Origin of the sequence: Morganella sp. Je.2.23 (assembly GCF_051129855.1) — a bacterium.
In the GTDB taxonomy this organism is placed as follows: Bacteria; Pseudomonadota; Gammaproteobacteria; order Enterobacterales; family Enterobacteriaceae; genus Morganella; species Morganella sibonii.
Window position 1 is genome coordinate 123,352 of sequence record NZ_JBCPSQ010000005.1, and the last position, 19,550, is coordinate 142,901.

The window sequence follows — 19,550 nt, forward strand, 5'->3', positions numbered from 1 at the left end:
TGGTTTACAGCGCTCAGACTTTATCTGAGCAACTGCATTTGGCGGCGGTTTCTTTGTGATGATGAGTATCTGTGCTGCAACAGGCATCAATAGCTTTGTTGATGATATCCGCCAGCTTATTGACGGTGGAAATAATAGAAGAGAGCTGTTCGCACACATCGCGGCAGTCCGCATGTGAATGGCCGTTATCCGGGATCACCGGCGGAGTCAGACTGTCACAGAGAATTTCCTGTAATACCAGCAGGAAGTTCGCAATACCGGTGGTGTAGATATAAGAACGTCCGCCGGTCTGCTCTGCCAGCCGCTGATACTCCTTTGTCACTTTGTCTCTTTCTGCAACAGACGGGAAGCGGTCAAGGTTTTCCGGCCGGTCATCCGGCGTTCCCTGGTAAGTGTATACTTTAACGCTGTGGAGCTGGGCGACACTTATCGCTTCACTGTTTTTCATCACGGCGGCGTTAGTCAGTATTCCGCCGCCGCCCTCCATACCTTCATCACCGAGTACAAAAACTGCCCGCCGTGCGCCGGGACGCCAGTCGAAATATCTGCAGGCATCGATAACGGCACGGCACAGATCTTCTTTATTTCCCGCGTGATCACGGCCGTCGGCTTCCGGAAACGGTTCCCGGGCCTGCAGATTTCCGGCGGGAGCGCCTTTGCCCATCAGATAATCACTCAGCGACTTATCAAACCTTGTCCCTGGCCAGGTATCCTGAATGCCCAGGAATGTAGCCCTGAGCTGAGACGGACAGCGGGCAGCCGCTTTTTCTATCGCCGCATCTATTTCCCGGCTGAGATCGGCGGATTCATCAGACATTGAACCGCTGGTATCAATGATAACCACCAAATCCAGAGCAATATCACTGTTACCGCCCATGACGAACACTGACGGGTCAATACCGGCAGCCGGTGCTGACAAATCCTGAGTGCTGAGATCCTGATTCATTGTTTTTCCTCTGTGTTTATTACAGTGACAGACAGCGGAGAAATAACCTCCGTGTGTTACAGGTGTGTATTTTCTGTGCAATCTGTTGCGCAGAGGAGCAGTATCTTTTTATTTTTCAGTGATGTATTTCCTAAAAAATAAAAGAGTCAGGCTATTTATTGAGGGGATCATGGCCCCGGTGACAGTGGCACGGCCGGGGCAGAAAGGCGGGGGTATTTTTACAATAAGAAATCAAATCTGTTAATATTTTTATTTAAAAACAATGAATTATCTATATCTAATAATGTATGAACAATATCTGAGGAATCATATTGTTTTCTGAGTTCGTTCAGGAAAACGATCAGTGAAATATCCAGAGCTGTGAGTATCCGGAAAAGCAGGCTGACCGTCAGATTACCTTTACCCAGTTCATAGCGGGAGACCTGCTGCTGACTGATTTCAAGTGTAAAGCCTAATTTTTCACCGCTTATTTTTTTCAGCTTACGAAATCTGTACAGTACCTCCCCGATATTTTTATTGAGTAAATCTGAATTTATGCATTGAAATTTCTGCACCATTTATCTCCGTAGATTAAATCTGTCATAGCAGGAATGGTTGTTATTCCCGATAAATAATTACCGGTTGTGTTTTGGGGTTTTATTTGTATCTCTGGTATTTTTCAAAAAAACTAATTTTGTATCGAATGATTAAAATTAAATAACACATGTTATTTTTTGATGCAAATATAATATCCGTGTGTTTTGTTATTTTCATAAATTTACAAAATTGGTGTGTAGTTTAATCGCTTTTATTTGATGTAGTGCAAAATATAAAGGATTTCTCATGTTTTACATGTTTTTTTTGTTGAAATTTTTTATTCGATCAGATTTGCATCTTGTCTTATAAGATATGTTAAGTAAATATAGATACAAAAAACGCTATTTTATCTAAAAAACACGTATATTTTCAGTGCATTATGTTTTCCGCGAACATGGGATATAATCTTATTACTTATTATTTTACAGTGTGTTATATCGAAATTTGCATGATTTGAGTTGTTTTTCAGTGACATCATATAAGCGTTAAGATTGATACCGGCATTTGTTGTAAAAAATAACATTTATAACAAAATTCTGTTTGATTTGGTTTCAATACATTAAATTTTGTGTAAATTGCGGTATTTTGGTTTTTTATTCCATTCTTAATCCAAATATAGATAAATAAAGAATAAACACTCCGGGTTTTTTGTTACTAAGTAATGTTTACTTACATCTTTCATATTAATTCATTGAAATATCAGTTAAAAATAATAAAAACAATTTGTTAACATAAATATCATTAACACGGCTTATGTGTATATGCGGTTGTAATAACATATAAATACACGTAATGTTACTCATGCATATAACCTGAATAACGTCCGATAATAATATAAATCTGCTGACTTTATATATTTATAAAGCCACGGATATTTTTTTAAATTTATTTTTATATTTATATCCTGCTTTTATTGTTACGCCGGGAGGCTTTCCCCTATGAAAAAATATAAATCTGTAAAAAGATTCGCATTACCGGTATCTATTATACTGGGGTCGGGATTATATTCTCTTCCCGGTATGGCGGATCCCTGCACATCGGTTACAGACGGAGACGGACAAAAACATCTGACCTGTAGCTCAACCATCTATTATTACAGCGCGGCTGATCACGGCGGAACCCCGTTATCCGATTATGCGAGTGTGACCATTAATACCACGCCGGACGCGTCAACCTCTCCACTCCAGGGGTGGGCGGTTTACGGGAACAGCAGCACCTATAATTTTAAAGAACTGAATATTGAGACCAGCGGCGCCAAAGCTGACGGAATTGTGACAAAAAACGGTGCCAGTAAGATCAATATTGATAAATTAACCATTACAACCACCGGGTCCTCTGCGGATGGCCTGAACGTTGGCAAGGAAAGCAACGGCACAATTATTACTGTAGGTGACAATGCCTATATTGATGCCTGGGGCATGGGCGTCCGCGCTAACTCATCAACCACGGGAACAAATGAAAACCTGATCACTCTCGGGAAAAATGCGGTCATTATTTCCCATGAAGCGGGCAGTAATCTGGAATTTTTGGGTCGGGAATTAGGTACCGGCTATGCGGTTTATGCCGGGAATACTAATTCAGCAGCAACCGGCGATGCCCGTGTGGTGATTGGCGATAACAGCACTATTGTGGCAAACGGCAGCTCAGCGCATGCGGTTTATGCCAACAAAGGCGGTATTATCGAGCTGGGTTCAACGGATATCCGCGCCGAAGGTACGACGGCGCACGGTATTTATGCCGAAGCCGGATCGAAAAAGGTCGGCGGTGCAACGGTCACTGCGGGCAGTCAGGTGTATCTCGGTGGTGATACCACCATCAATGTAATCAGTGACGGCCGGAAATTTTCCCTGTATGCCAAAGGCGCGGATTCACAGATCTCCTCTTCTGATCGCCTGTCCGGTGACAGCATCCGCAGCGTATTCACCGTTGACGGTGATATGAAGGCAGAAACAAAAGGGATTATTGATCTGCAAATGGCGGATAACAGCCGGTTTACCGGCAGTACCAACTCACTGGAATACAATGCGGCAGGTGCGCCGAATACGACCACAAACGGTACCATTAACCTGGATATTGCCGGTGCAAACAGTATCTGGAATATGACGGCTGATTCTGTGCTGTCAAACCTGACACTGACCGGCGCAACACTCCGCTATAACGAACCGGATGATCTGACCGATCCGGATGCCTTTGTGCCGAAAACACTTACCGTAGCCGGCGATTACACCGGTAACGGCGGTCGCCTGATTCTGAACACGGTACTGAACGGGGATGATTCACCGACGGATAAATTGCTGATCAAAGGTAATTCTGCCGGAGCCACGACAGTCAGTTTTGTGAATATCGGCGGGCAGGGCACACTGACCACACTCAACGGTATTGAAGTTATCACCGTTGACGGTGTTTCTGACGGTACCTTTACTCAGAGCGGGCCGATAGTTGCCGGAGCATATGATTATTCTCTGGGACGCGGCAAAAACGGTAATGAGAAAAACTGGTATCTGACATCAGAATACACGCCGTCAAAACCGGATCCCGATCCTGATCCGGAGCCAAAGCCGGATCCCGATCCTGAACCTGAAAAACCGATCATCGATCCGCCGGTAAATCCTGCTATCCGCCCTGAAGCAGGGGGATATATCAGTAACCTGCAGATGGCGAACACGCTGTTTAACGTGCGTCTGCATGACCGCCTCGGTGAAACCCAATATACCGATGTACTGACCGGTGAACGTAAAGTCACCAGTCTGTGGCTGCGGAATGTGGCCGGACACTCAGTGGTGAAAAGCGGTAATGGTCAGTTAAGAACCGGAACAAACCGGTATGTGGTGCAGTTGGGCGGGGATATTGCGCAATGGTCTGATAATGATCTTAACCGCTATCATATCGGATTAATGGCCGGATATGGCCGTATCAGCGGAAAAACCGCAAACAGTGTGAAAAGTACAGAAGCAACCTCCCATTCTGACGGGTACAGTGCCGGGATATACGGTACTTATTACGCCAATGAAGCGGATAAAACCGGTCTGTATGTTGACAGCTGGGCGCAATACAACTGGTTTAAAAACCGGGTTGAAAGACGGGGATTAGCAGAAGAGAAATACGATTCAGACGGTATCACGTTGTCTGCTGAAGCCGGGTACAGCTTCCTGATCAATGAAACACAGGGCAGTGAGGGCAGTATTAACCGCTGGTATATTCAGCCGAAAGCACAGGTGACTTATATGGGTGTGAAAATGGATACACACACAGAAAGGGGCGGTACCCGCGTATCCGCAACCGGTGAAGGGAATATCCAGACCCGTCTCGGGGTGAAAGTATACGGTCTGGGACAGGCATTGCAGGATAAAGAAAACGATCGTCACTTCCAGCCGTTTGCTGAAATTAACTGGCTGAATAACAGTAAGATGACCGGTGTTTCCATGAACGGTGAGCACGTCAGCCAGTCCGGTACCCGCAATATTGGTGAAATCAAAGTGGGGATTGAGGGACAACTGACCCGCAATGCAGATATCTGGTTTAATGTGGCACAGCAGGCCGGCAGTGATAACTACTCGGATACACAGGGTATGTTAGGTCTGAAATACCGCTTTTAACTGTAAATAAGACTTCCGGCCGTGATAACAGCGATTCTGTTATCACGGCTTTTTTGTGTCCGGCGGCAACAGAGATTTAATCGTTACCCCAGCGGTTAAGAAACTCTGCGATATCATCGATACGCTGTTTATTGATACCGGCTTCAGCCGCCATCTTTTTCTGAGCATCCTCACTGATTTCTTCGCCGTTCGTCAGACAGGTGATCAGCAACTGGAAATAGTGCGCCAGCCCGTCGTACTCCTGCTCTTCAACCGGTTCTTCCGATTCCAGCGCATACTCATCCGCGATGTCATAGTATTTATCCGGTACTATATTTTCCATAAATCCCTCCGGGGCTAACGCCGGTGTCAGTGGTTGGTATTGTCCCATTGTATCTGATCCGGCTTCTTTTTCGCACCAGGCCCGGTGTCCGATCGCTGAATAAAACAGCGTCTCTGTTTTTATGTCCGGATTCAGACATAAAAAAAGACCCCCGATTATTATCGGGGGTCTTGTCACAGAGCCGGTTTTGTTATTTCCGCTGTGTTATCAGAAGCTGTAACGGATACCCAGGTTGCCGCTGTAAGGTGTTTCCACATGGCTGCCTTTGGCATAGTTGAACTCTGCATAGGCCGACCACTGATTATTCATCTGCGCTGTCAGACCCACACCGTATTTACCGACGGTTCCGGACATATCGTTGCTGAATGATTCGGTGTCATTGATCACCACGCCGTTGTTCTTTTTAAACTCGTGGCTGACTGCCAGACGGGCGTAAGGTTTAATCAGTCCGCCGTTTTCAGTGATAAACGTTTTACCGAATGTGGTACCGATTTCACCTTTCACAGATTCAGCAGCATCAGCTTTCACTTTCATATCGCTGCTGAAACGGTAGTCCGTTTTTTCGCCGCGGAAGTAAGATCCCAGTACATAAGGCTCGATAAAGTAACTGCCCGCTGTGATGTGTTTACCGCCTTCCACAGAGAAACCGATACCGTTGGTGTTATCTTTGGCAGTGGTTTTGCCGTCATTAAACTGCGCGCTGTTTTTGGTTCTGAAATGGTTGGCTTTCAGCACGCCGTCCACATAGTAGCCGCTGTTATGCATCCAGGTGGTGTAAACACCAAGACCCAGGCTGTCCACTTTACCGTCACTGGTGCGGGCATCCAGTTCAGAATGCGTGTAGGAGAACATTCCGCCGATCAGCAGGCGGCTGTTATCCAGCACAATCGCGTGGTCGCTGCCCAGCATCAGTCCGTTCATATCCTGGGTGTAACCGACATTGCCGGTTGAGATACGGTTACGGCTGCCGATATATTTACCCCACACACCATCCTGCGCAGTCCGGTTATCACGCAGATCACCCAGGCGGGTTCTCAGTGTGGATAATTCGCTGTTCCAGATAGTCGGCGTTACGTTTGCCATTGCGATGGCGTTTTTACCGCTCTCGGAGATTTCAGGCTCCGGTTCCGGTTTTGGTTCCGGATCAGGACCCGGGTCCGGATTTGGTGCCGGTTCATTTGCTTTCGGCGATAAATACCAGTTATCACTGTCCTGCTCATCACCCTGTACCAGGTAATATTTATAAGCACCGAGGTCAACACTGCCGTTCACCAGCGCAAAACTGTTGCTGTCACTGCCGTTAGCAAAAATCAGATGGTGCGGATTCACGCCGCCGCGGCTTTTCAGCTCCTGACCGGAATCCATCACTCTGACATTAAACTCACCGCTGATACTGTTGCTGATGTTCAGGAAATCACCGGTACCACCGTTAATATTGGTGTTCATCACAAAGGTGCCGGAACCGGTCAGATCTGAAATCTGCAGGCGGCTGTATTTACCCGCATCACTGCCGTCGCTGCTGCCGAATACCACAGTTCCGTTGTTGGTCAGTTTTTCAATGGTCGCTTCGGATTCACTGGTGGTGTCATTATGCTTCAGATACAGGAACGCATTATCACCGGCCAGATTAAGGCGGGTAACATACGCGCCTTTCGCATCCAGTGCGCCGGTCCAGCTGTGAAGGCTGCCGCCCTCCATGGTTACTGAACCGTTATTCACATTCAGGTCACCGGTGGAATATGCGCCATAGGCAATAAAGGATGAACCGCCATTTTCAACGGTGGTATCCTGAATATGACCAAATTCATTGACCAGCTGTGTGCCGCCGTTAACCAGCGTACCAACCGCATCGGCATAGTATTCAACAATCTGCTGACCGCCCTGATGGATCACAGACCCGGTGGCAACCTGATCTTTGCCAATCCATCCGTCCCGTTCAACCCACTGCCCGCCGGTCCAGCCGCCTTTTTTACCGCTGACAATCTGCTGTCCGTAAACCTGAGTATCAATGGCTTCACCGGTCTGAATACGCTGCACACCGCCTTCATAAATAATGGCATTCTTTGCTGTCTGCTCATCAATCCGGAAAGCATCATCGGATGTCCATTCGCCATTCAGCCATTCGCCGTCAACACCGGTAATAATCTGGGTACCATAAACACGGGTATCTTCAGTATTACCGTGGGTAACAAATTGCAATGCGCCGTGGTTAATTGTTGTATTGCTGTCGGTCACTCCGTCCTTTCCGGCATAGATCTGCTGAACTGCGCCGTTATACAACACGGTATCTATCGTGTTACCGCTGCTCATCTGATAGCTGCCGCCACCGATATGGCTGTTGGTTGCGGTGCCGCCATAGATAATATGCTGCCCGCCATTGACGACGATGACATCTTTGGTATTTGAGGTACTGGTAACGGATTGTTCCAGATAACCGCCGTCGATTAAAATTGCCTGGGCATAGCCCCGCGTACCGACTACCATTTTCCCGCCGGTATTTACCGTGGTGTTATACGCCTTAGCATCATTGTTCAGACTGATGCTTCCGTTATTTTCAACAATTGTGTTATACGCTACGGAATCGTCCATCATTGACATAAAGCCGCGGTATATTTTTGAAGGATCAGACGGATTAGCAATTCCGCCTTTGACAATATTCCCGATAGCAACACTACCGCTTCTGAATGTGGCCTGGAAGGAATCGATCGTATTATTCAGGCTGTAAGAATTATTCTCGACATAAAGTATCTGCTCGGGAAACCAGGTGCGGGTTAATGTCTGCCCGTTAATATATTGGTTACCGGTGATAATAGACTGGTATTTATTGTCCCATTTATCCTTTGCGATTGGCCAGCCGTCAGTCGCACTACTGAGAATCGCATTAATATCAGGAGTTTCAGCCTCTGACTGAAAAGGTGGTGGTGGTTCCGGTGTATCCGTGGCATAAGCGCTGAAAGAAACAGAAAACAGTGCAATCAGCACTGAATTATTAAATGTCATATCCAAGTCCTGGTTATAAAAATGAATTAAAATTATTTATCAGATTTAATATGGTGTTGCGGGCTATATAAAAATCGTCCGGAAATAAAACGGAATAATATTTTTTAATTGGTAATAAAATAATGAGGAACCCGGGGAAATACTGTCTTCCGGTGATATATCGGATATACAGCCCGTGGATAAAAAATATCACGCAGAGGATAATGCCTCTACTCATGTCTGTTGTAATGAGAGATTAATGTGTAACAATTTAAGAATAGTAAGGAAATAATCTGAGGGTATGAGGAATATTAAATTATTTAACCGCAGAGTATACCTGAAGACTGACAGTCGCGTTTTATTATTGAAAGTACCGGGTTGTGGTGGAAGTATCCCGGTGCGCAGATATCAGCTGAAACACAAATGTACGGATTAACCGCGTCACCGGGATATATGTATCCATCAGTTAATTTTCTGATTTCACTGAATTAATATATAAGTATTAGTGACGTATTCTGTCATTTTCCTGTTTACACTGAATATGACTGTAAAATGTCCTGATGTTCATATTGGCGACATATTATCTTTTTTTAACTATTCGTGCGTATTTTCACTTTCCCGCATCCGGTTTCCTCCGGTAAAATTTTACTTAGTGCAATACCGCATCCGCTTTCCGGCAATACTCCGCGCCGTTATTTAATTATGAATAATATGAAAAACAGAGTGACCAACCGCATCTTACCCGGCGCGGTGCTTATTTTTGTGACCGGTTCTGCTTTCAGTGCACCCGGTGATCAGCAGTTTATCCATCAGCAACAGCAGCAGGATGCACTGGAAGAAAAATTTGGTGCAAAGGCGCCGGATGTTCGTCTGGCAGCACCCGCAGCCCCGGCCGGTAAGCTTGCGTTTCCGCAGGAAACACCCTGCTTTGATATTCAGCAGGTGACAGTCAGCGGGACGGAATCCCTGCCGCACTGGCTGCCGTTACAGCGTCTGGCCAATGAGGGCGCGGGACAGTGCCTTGGTGTACAGGGCATTAATCTGCTGATGTCCGATATACAGAACCGCCTGATCAGCCACGGCTGGGTCACCACCCGGGTGCTGGCGCCGCAGCAGGATCTGACACAGGGGAAATTGTCGCTGGTTGTGGTTCCGGGCCGTGTGCGCCAGGTGCGCTTCACGGATGATTCAGATAAGTACGCCACTCTTTACACCGCCATGCCTGCCCGCGAAGGCAACGTGCTTGATTTGCGGGACATCGAGCAGGGGCTGGAAAACTTACAGCGTCTGCCGGCCGTGGAAGCCTCAATGGAGCTTGTGCCCGGTGATGAACCCGGTGAAAGTGATATCGTTATCACCCGCAAACAGAAAAAAATGTGGCGGCTCAATGCCTGGGTGGACAACTCCGGCACGGACAGTACCGGGAAAAATCAGGGCGGGCTGATGTTCGCACTGGATAATCCGCTTTCCCTCAGTGACCTGTTTTATGTGACCGCTACCCGTGACCTGCTGTTTACCGGCGGGAAAGAATCCGCCAACTACAGTGCCCACTATTCTGTACCGCTCGGTTACTGGCAGTTTGCGCTGACCGGCAGTAAGTACGACTACGTGCAGACCGTGGCACTGCTCAACGGCGACGCGCGTTACAAAGGCCGCAGTGAAACCCTCAATGCACAGCTCAGTAATGTGCTGTACCGCGACGCGACGGCCAAAACCTCACTGAACTACGGTGTGAATCTCCGCCAGACCCGTAACTATATTCAGGAAACTGAAATTGAGAACCAGAAACGCCGCACCAGCACCTGGAAAATCGGGCTGGATCACCGGCAGTACATCGGGACATCGGTTCTTGATGCGGGTGTCAGTTATCAGCGCGGTACGCGCTGGTTCGGCGCGATGCCGGCCTGGGAGGAGTACGGCCCTGCCGGCAGTGACGATTACGCCACGGCGCTCTCCCGTATCTTACAGCTCTCAGCCTCTCTGACTGTACCCTTTGCGCTGGGTGAACAGCAGTTTCAGTATCAGGGCGAATACCTGCGCCAGCTCAGCGGTACTCCGCTGACCCCGCAGGATCAGTTTTCTATCGGCAACCGCTGGAGTGTCCGTGGTTTTGACGGCGAACGGACGCTGAGCAGTGATGACGGCTGGTATTTCCGCAACACCCTCTCCTGGAACACGCCGCTGCCGCAGCAGCAGCTCTATCTCGGCGCGGATTACGGCCGTGTCGACGGGCATAACCGCGACTGGCTGATCGGCCGGACACTCGCGGGTGGTGTGCTCGGCCTGCGCGGAGCGTTGAGCCCGGCGGGGCTGTCGTATGACTTCTCTGTCGGCACGCCGTTTGCGAAACCGGACGGCTTTAAAACTGACAATGCTGTCTTCAATTTTAATGTGAGCTGGCAGTACTGATGCCCGCTGTACGGATGATTACCCGATTTTCAGGGAACTGAGATTATGAACAAACACTGTTACCGGATTATTTTTAACAAGGCCCGCCAGATGATGATGGTGGTATCCGAACTGGCAAAAAATCACAGCAGCGACAAATCCCGCACACAGAACAGCGCGGACATTACCTCACTGACAGCGGTAATTTCCCCGCTGCGGCTCAGTATGATGCTGTTGCTCGGCTGGATTGCCCTGCCGGTGATGGCGGGCGGTATTGTGGCGGACGGCTCTGCTCCCGGTAATCAGCAGCCGACCATAATCTCCTCTGCCAACGGCACGCCACAGGTCAATATTCAGGCGCCGAACAGTGATGGAGTCTCCCGCAACCAGTACAGTCAGTTTGATGTTGACCAGAAAGGTGCGATCCTCAATAACAGCGCAGTCAACACGCAGACACAACTGGGCGGGCTGGTCACCGCCAATCCGTGGGTGGCCAAAGGTGAGGCAAACATTATCCTCAATGAGGTCAACAGCGCTAATCCGAGTCAGCTTAATGGCTTTGTCGAAGTGGCCGGGAAACGGGCGGATGTGATCATCGCCAACCCGGCGGGGATCACCTGTAACGGCTGTGGTTTTATCAATGCCGGACAGACCACCATGGCTGCTGCACAAGCTTTACTGGAACAGGGCCGGGTCAAAGGCTTTGATGTCGATAAAGGGCAGATTGCTGTTACCGGCAAGGGCATGAATGATACGCAGAGCAACTATACCCGGCTGATAGGCCGTGCGGTGGAAGTCAATGCCAAACTGCATGCACAGGATCTGACCATCACCACCGGGCGCAACATCACGGATGCGCAGGGTAATGTGGTGACACAAAAAGCGGCTGACGGCACTACACCTGCGTTTGCGCTGGATGTCGCGGCGGTCGGCGGTATGTATGGCAATAAAATTAAACTGGTCGGCACCGAACACGGCGTCGGTGTGCGCAATGCGGGCACTATCGGGGCGCAGGTTGGTGAACTGAGCCTGTCCGCTGACGGCAAATTACAGAACAGCGGTATTATTACTGCAGCAACGGACGTGAAAGCGACACTGACTGATAATATCACCAATACCGGTACAGTCAGTGCCGGGTGGGATATTCAGCTCAGCACCGCCGGGGATACGGATAACCAAAAACAGATCCTGGCGGGACGTAATATCACCTCAGACAGCCGGGCGCTGAACAATGCCGAAGGTGCCGTGATGGCGGCCGGAGCGGATAAAGACGGGCGGCTGACACAGACCGGCGATATGACACTGACCGCCGCGAAAGGTGCCACCCTTAACGGACAGCAACTGGCACATGACCGTATGGCGGTCACCGCAGCAGACATCTCGCTGGAAAACAGCCGCACGGCAGCAAAAGACATGGCGCTGACCTCCGCCTCCGGACTGAACCTGAAAAATGCGGACGTTTCCGCTTCCGGTACGCTGACCGCAGTTGCGCCGGACGGTATTGATAACCGCAGCGGCAAACTGACCGCCGGTGCGCTGCAACTGACCGCCCGCAAACTGGATAACACACAGGGGCAGATAATTCAGATCAGTACAGATGATCTGAAACTGAACCACAAAGACGGGATCATTAATAAAGACGGCACGATCGCCGCCAACAGCAATAATATCACGCTGAATGCAGACAGAATTGATAACCAAAAAGGCCGCATTCAGCATGCCGGAACCGGTACGGTCAGTATCACCACGCCGGACTTCACCGGACAAAACGGTGTGATTGTTTCTAACGGTCATCTGATGATGAAAGGCGGAAATTATCAGATGGATAACAGTGAAACCTCAGCCCGCACTATTACCGGTGAGATGAATTCCCTGTCTCACCGTGACGGAAAAATGGTGCAGCGCGACAGCGGTGCACTGACACTGGCGGTACAGCATACCCTTGATAACACACAGGGAGTGATCGCCGGACAACATCTGACCCTCAGCGCAGAAACACTGAGCAACCAGCGCGGAAAACTTCAGGGCAGTGCTGAGGCACAACTGACCGTCACCGGAAAAACGGATAACCGCGACGGGGAACTGCGCGGCGGCAAACAGCTTACTTTCTCCGCCCGTGAACTGGATAACACGCGGGGCACGGTTGCCGGACATAAAAGCGCGGCGCTGACCACCAATACCCTCACCAACACCGGCGGCACACTGATTGCCGGTCAGAATCTGACGGTCAGCAGTGGCAGCCTCAGCGGTGACGGCGATGTGTTATCGTCAGGGGATATGTCACTGTCCCTGAATGATGCGTTCACCAACCGGAAAAAGGTACAGGCCAACGGCAGCCTGACCATGATTGTGAAAAACGGTGTGCAGAATGAGGCCCTGATTCAGGGCGGCAATGCGGTCACGATTAAAACCTCAGATCTGACCAATAACCGCGATGCGGAAATCAGTGCGGACAACACCACGCTGACGGTTAAAAACACCCTCACCAACACCGGACTGATTGACGGCGTCAATACCCGTATCAGCACCAACACGCTGGACAATACCGCCACCGGACGGATCTACGGTGATGATATCGCGCTTCAGGCTGATACCCTCAATAACTCCGCCGCCGCAGACAAATCCCGCTCGGCGGTGATTGCCGCCCGCAACAGCCTGAATATCGGCACCGGTACGCTGAACAACACCGGACAGAGCCTGATTTACAGTCAGGGACTGCTCAGTATCGGTCGTACACTGGATACGGACTACCGCGCCACCAGCAGTGCTGACCTGTTTAATAACCTCGGATCCACCCTGGAATCGCAGGGGAATATGACGCTGAATATCCGGGAAATCAATAATATCAATACCAACCTGGTCACCCGGGTTGAGGTTACCGGCAGACAGAAAATTCATGAGGGCGTACTGAAAGGTCAGACACAGCGCTTCAACTGGAAAGATATCGATACCAGCCGTAAAAATAAATACGGCGTTCATACCGCGGTGATGCCGGACGGAACCCGTAATGACGAGTTTTATGAATATAACTATACCCGGACAATTGAGGATACGCAGGTTGTAACCACAGAGCCGGGTGTTATTCAGTCCGGTGCGGATCTGACCATTAACAGTGACACACTGCTGAACAAAGACAGTCGTGTCCTGGCGGGCGGACTGCTGACAACCACGATTGGTGATTTGCAGAATATTGCCACCAAAGGGGTACATATCGTCACGGATATCGGGAAACAGACCCGCTGGTACGCGAAAAAGAAAAAACGGAAAATCGGCGGCACCAAAACCTCGCAGGGCAGAGATAACAGCCGTTACCGTCCCGCACCGGTGATCACCGACACTGACCTCGGTGTGCATAAATGGGAAATGAATGCACAGACCGACATTCAGGCGGTGGATACCTCCGGGCGCACAGCTCCGGCGATCATTGATGTTCCGGTGATCGGAGAAACCGGCGGCACCACAGCAGACACTGTGATCCGTACCGGTAATAACACGATAACGCTGCCAGACAACAGCCTGTTTAATGTGAAACCCGGCAGTGACAGTCAGTATCTGGTGGAAACTGACCCGCGTTTTACCAACCGCAAAAAATGGCTGGGCACTGATTATATGCAGCAGTCGCTGCTCAGTGATCACAGTCAGATGCACAAACGCCTCGGTGATGGTTATTACGAGCAGAAGCTTATTACTGACCAGATCGTAACACTCTCCGGGCAGCGTTATCTCGGCAATTACCGCAACGACGAAGAACAATTCAAAGCGCTGATGGATAACGGCATCATCTTCGGAAAAAAATATAATCTGACCCCGGGCGTGGCGCTGACCGCAGAGCAGATGGCACTGCTGACCGGCGACATGGTGTGGCTGGTTGAGAAAACCATCACCCTGGCGGACGGCAGCACCGAGAAAGTCCTCGTGCCGCAGGTTTATGCCCGGGTGAAACCGGGGGATTTAACCGGCGACGGCGCACTGCTGGCCGGTAAGAGCACCCGATTTACTGTAAACGGACAACTGGTTAACAGCGGCTCTATCCTCAGTAAAGACGCATTGACCATCAATGCAGGGGACATTCTCAATCAGGGCACGGTCAGCGGTAATGATGTGCTGCTTAATGCACAGCGTGACCTGAATAACCTCGGCGGTACACTCATCGGCGGCGATTCCCTGACTGTGAATGCGGAGAACATCCGCAGTGAAACCACCCTGGCAGGGGATGCGGATAACCGTCATCTCAACCGCATCGCGGGCATTTATGTGCAGGGGGATAACGGCAGGCTGACCCTGAACGCGAAAGACTCGGTCACACTGACGGCAACTGATATTGCTGCTACCGGTAAAGACAGCAAAACCACTATTACCGCCGGGAATGACATCACACTCAATACCGTCACCACCACCCGGACTGAAAACGGCGACTGGGGTAACGATAATTATCGTCACCTCACCACGCAGACAGATACCGGATCACAACTGCACGGCGGGGATATCTCCCTGAACGCGGGGCGGGATATGAACGCCACCGCCGCAACGGTTGATGCCAAAAATGCCCTGACGGTCACTGCCGGGCGCGATATTACCATTCAGTCCGGCAAAGACGTTTCTGACCTGACTGAGCACAGTAAACAGACCAGTAAAGGTCTGCTCTCCGCCTCATCACTGGAAACCCACGACGAAGTACACCGCACCGATGCGGTCAGCAGCCAGTTCGGCGGCGATACCGTCACCCTGAAAGCCGGTAATAATCTTACCGTTGAGGGCAGTCAGGTAATTGCGGATAACGACCTGACCGCCACGGCCGGGAAAAATATCACGGTCACCACCACGGATGAAGCCCGTGAGGAAACGCATCTGCGCGAGGAGAAAAAATCCGGCCTGATGAGTTCCGGCGGTATCGGTTTTACCGTCGGCAAACAGGAAATGAAACAGACCACCGACAGCGACAGCCGTTTCGGCAAAGGCAGCACGCTGGGCAGCACCGAAGGAAATGTCAGCCTGACCGCCGGGGAAAACCTTACCATTCACGGCAGTGATGTGGTGGCGAAAAAAGATATCCGTCTCTCTGGACAATCCGTTGCGGTCACCGCCGCTGAAAACACGCACACCGAACTGACCAAAACCGAACAGAAGCAGAGCGGATTTACGCTGGCGCTGAGCGGTGCCGCAGGCGGCGCACTGAATACGGCAGTGCAGACAGCGGATGACGCAAAAGAAACGGAAAACGGCCGCGTGAAAGCCCTGCAAAATATCAAGGCAGGACTATCCGGCGCCCAGGCACTGGAAGCCGGTCGTCTGGCCGATGTTCAGGGGGATACGGGCTCCGCCTTTGGTGTAAATCTGTCTTACGGCAGCAGCTCCTCATCATCCGAAACGGCCACCCGGCAGACCACGGCACAGGGCAGCAGTGTCAGTGCGGGGAATAATCTGACCATTAACGCCACCGGTAAAACCCCGGACAGCGGGAATATCGCCGTCACCGGCAGTGAGTTGCAGGCGGGCGGCAATCTTACCCTGAATGCAGAGAATGACATCGCCCTGACTTCGGCGCAGAACACGCAGACCGTGGTCGGTAAAAACAGCAGCAAAGGCGGCTCGGTGGGAGTGGGCATCACCTTTGGTTCGGGCGGTACCGGTCTGAATGTTAACGCCAGCGTGAATAAGGGCAAAGGGTTCGAGAAAGGCAACAGTCAGTTTGCCACTGATACCACGGTGAACGCGGGTAAAACCCTGACGATTAACAGCGGCAACGACACCACACTGAAAGGCGCACAGGCACAGGGTGAAAAAGTTATCGTCAATACCGGCGGCAACCTGACACTGCAGAGTGAGCAGGCGGTTGATAACTACGACGCGAAACAAACCAGTCTCAGTGCCGGGGGAAGCATCGGTCTGAGCAGCGGTTCACTGAATATCTCGGCAAACCGCGATAAGATGCACAGTGAATACGAATCAGTACAGAACCAGACGGGTATTTATGCCGGAAAAGAGGGTTTTGAGGTTACTGTCGGCAAACACACGCAGCTTGACGGCGCGGTGATTGCCTCAGCGGCGGATAAAGACAAAAACACCCTCGATACCGGTACGCTGGGCTTTAACAATCTGGAAAACAAAGCGGAATATCAGGTGGAGCACCAGGGCGGCAGTCTGAGCTCCGGCGGCGCTGTCGGCGGTAACCTGGTATCCAACCTCGGCAGTGCACTGGCTGTGGCGGATAACAAAAAAGAGAGCAGCAGCAACACCACCCATGCGGCGGTCTCGGACGGTAAATGGATTATCCGCGACACGGAAAACCAGAAACAAGACGTGGCAGACCTGAGCCGTGACACAGACAACGCCCACTCAGCCCTTAATCAGATATTTGATAAAGAGAAAGAGCAGAACCGGGTGAAAGAGCAGCAACTGCTTGGTGAGATAGGTGTTCAGGTGATTGATATTGCCCGGACTGAGGCAAAAATCAAAGCCACAGAAAAAGCGAAGGAAAGCTTTGATATCAGAAAGTACAGTAAGGATGATATCGATAACGCCAGAGCGGCACTGACGGCAGACGGTCAAGAAACTGACGATGAAGCGATCAGTGCACTGTTATTTAACAAAGAGGTTGAGAAAAACTTAGCGGAATCAGGCTTCGGCACCGGCGGCAAGTACACCCGCGCCATGCAGGCAGCCACCGCAGCGGTACAGGGTCTGATGAACGGTGACCTGAATGCGGCACTGGCTAACGGCGCTGCACCGTTTATCGCCAATGAAATCAAAAACCTGATCCCGGATGATGACGCCGACGCCAATCTGAAACGCACCATCGCCCACGGCATCGCCAACGCGGCGCTGGCACTGGCCAAAGGCGAAAACGCCGCCGCACAGGCCACCGGTGCCATGACCGGCGAAGCTATCGGTATACTGGCTGAATCTGTCTACAAAAAACAGCCGGGCGAACTGACGGAACAGGAAAAAGAGAATGTCAGCGCATGGGCTACGCTGGCATCGGGTCTTGCCGGTGGGCTGGTGGGCGGAGATACGCAGAGTGCGGCCAATTCGGCGCAGGCCGGGAAGACGACGGTTGAAAATAACTCCTTGGTTATGCTGGTTCCTGATATTGATAGCTACTCAGAGGATTTTAAAAACTCAAATGACCCGTTATATAAATTAACCGATGCATATGTTCATGAGCTTGAAATAAGGGCAGAATCAGGTGACCAAGGGGCAATAATAGAGCTGCAACAACGAGAAATTGCCGAAGAGAATGCAAAAACAGCGGTTGTTTTGTATGCAACTGTTGTCGGTGGCTACTATACGGCAACTGCTGCGCCTGAAATCATCGCTGCTGCAAAAGCAGGTGCAATTACCTGTGCGGAAAATCCGGTCTTATGTGCAAACCAGGTGGGAGTCTGGATTATTGAAATGCTGGGAGCTGATGCGGCACCTGCAGGAATAGCGATAACCGGAAGTACAGCTACAGCGAAACTTACTGTTAATCAATTATCCGAATTGTCCGCGTTAAAGAGTATGCAGCAGCAGGGCGGTAAAGTTTCGCCGGAAATGGTCAGCAAATCACTATCATCAAAATCACCTTCTAACCCAGCCTCGCAGTCATCCAGCGGTGCATCATTTCCTTATGATAAGACTAATGAAATAAATAAACTAATTCCAGAAAATCTTACCAATAAAATTGCAGAGCATAACACTCAATTAGGTGTCTTAAATCGCAGACAAGGAACTATTTCAGGAGCCCATAAACAAGATGCATTCCTAGAGTCTGTTGAAATGACTGGGGCTAAAATAAATCTAACTATAACGGATAAAAAGTATCCTGGTTTAGTGGAGTATCAATATCAAATTCCAGCTGTTAATGGTAGAGGTCAGCAAATTGGATTTAAGGCAGAGCAAACAAAAACAACATATGATCCTACAGTATTGTCTGACTCAAAAATTAACGATATGTCCTATAAGGCTTCTCAAAAAGCGGAGAGTTTTTTCAAAAACAATCCAGATTATAGGCAATATTCAGCTCAAGTTGATGGTTACTGGTTTCAAGTAACTCGAGATGCAAAAACTGGAGAAATTAACAACGCATTTATAACAATGCCACCGAGAGATAAAAAATGATTATTGACAAATTAGATTGGTTAATAAATGTAAAGAAAGAGCTGTATGATAACAATGGCAGGGATTTATATGATATTATTTTTGAAACGTTAGAAAAAAATAAAATGACATACCCCACATTTTTAAGTACGGCTAGTGAAGGGCATGGTTTTTCTCCTTCAGAAGGTAATGGTTATGCATTAGACCAAGATTGGGATATACCTGATGAATTTGATGAGGTTAGTTTTATGTTTGGAGACTATGAAAGTTCGACGCTTTCACCTCAGAAATTTGTTGAGTTAATGCAGGTTATAACAGATAGTTATATAACTGAGCATCCAGAGAATAAAGAAACAATAGAGCGCTCTATGATGAGGCTTAAAGAGCGCTATACATGATATCGAAATAGTCTCACTCCCCCTCAGCCAGCCGGATAATCAACTGTCCGGCTTGGCGAGTGAGGGTATAGTGGCTTCCTACCTCAACCCCATCTCTGTTAGCCACTTACCGCTTAATACCGCTTAATGTCAGTTGCGTGGGGTTACCGCGGTTAGGGGTGGTTATCCACTGTATAGTGTCTGGTTTTGACCACTTCTTCTTTAGTCGTCGGTGTTTTTACGTTACTACGAAACATGTTCAAGAAAAGCCTCATAAAACCCAAAAG

The 19,550-nt window shown here is 49.6% G+C and carries 8 protein-coding genes; 4 read left to right on the plus strand and 4 right to left on the minus strand.

Annotation, left to right across the window (positions count from 1 at the left end):
- Positions 1 to 13: 13 nt before the first annotated feature.
- Positions 14 to 946 carry a VWA domain-containing protein gene (locus tag AAZR23_RS15890; protein ID WP_434693664.1) on the minus strand — a complete coding sequence of 311 codons (933 nt, stop codon included), beginning with the start codon at positions 944 to 946 and terminating at the stop codon, positions 14 to 16.
- A 218-nt stretch (positions 947 to 1,164) separates the two neighbouring features.
- Positions 1,165 to 1,503: a helix-turn-helix domain-containing protein gene (locus AAZR23_RS15895; protein WP_166708608.1), complete on the minus strand. Its 339-nt coding sequence runs from the start codon at positions 1,501 to 1,503 to the stop codon at positions 1,165 to 1,167.
- A 957-nt stretch (positions 1,504 to 2,460) separates the two neighbouring features.
- Here AAZR23_RS15895 and AAZR23_RS15900 point away from each other — a divergent pair.
- Positions 2,461 to 5,118, plus strand: coding sequence for an autotransporter outer membrane beta-barrel domain-containing protein (locus AAZR23_RS15900; protein ID WP_434693666.1), 2,658 nt, complete (start codon positions 2,461 to 2,463; stop codon positions 5,116 to 5,118).
- 76 nt (positions 5,119 to 5,194) lie between these two features.
- Here the strand turns inward: AAZR23_RS15900 and AAZR23_RS15905 are convergent, their stop codons facing one another.
- Together AAZR23_RS15905 and AAZR23_RS15910 are read right to left on the minus strand one after the other, a co-directional pair.
- Positions 5,195 to 5,440: a DUF2543 family protein gene (locus AAZR23_RS15905; protein WP_046894627.1), complete on the minus strand. Its 246-nt coding sequence runs from the start codon at positions 5,438 to 5,440 to the stop codon at positions 5,195 to 5,197.
- A gap of 207 nt (positions 5,441 to 5,647) precedes the next feature.
- Positions 5,648 to 8,440 (minus strand): autotransporter outer membrane beta-barrel domain-containing protein, encoded by a 2,793-nt coding sequence (locus AAZR23_RS15910; protein ID WP_434693668.1) that lies wholly within the window; start codon positions 8,438 to 8,440, stop codon positions 5,648 to 5,650.
- Positions 8,441 to 9,130: 690 nt separating this feature from the next.
- Between AAZR23_RS15910 and AAZR23_RS15915 the strand changes: the two genes are divergently transcribed.
- From AAZR23_RS15915 to AAZR23_RS15925, 3 genes are read left to right on the plus strand one after another with little or no spacing between them, the layout of a single operon-like run.
- On the plus strand, positions 9,131 to 10,828 hold the full coding sequence (locus AAZR23_RS15915; protein ID WP_434693670.1) for a ShlB/FhaC/HecB family hemolysin secretion/activation protein: 1,698 nt from the start codon (positions 9,131 to 9,133) through the stop codon (positions 10,826 to 10,828).
- Positions 10,829 to 10,873: 45 nt separating this feature from the next.
- Positions 10,874 to 18,907, plus strand: coding sequence for a hemagglutinin repeat-containing protein (locus AAZR23_RS15920; protein ID WP_434693673.1), 8,034 nt, complete (start codon positions 10,874 to 10,876; stop codon positions 18,905 to 18,907).
- Entirely contained in the window at positions 18,904 to 19,284 is a 381-nt protein-coding gene (locus AAZR23_RS15925) for a hypothetical protein (RefSeq protein WP_108655258.1), read from the plus strand. The genes AAZR23_RS15920 and AAZR23_RS15925 overlap by 4 nt, the downstream gene beginning before the upstream one ends.
- Positions 19,285 to 19,550: the final 266 nt, after the last annotated feature.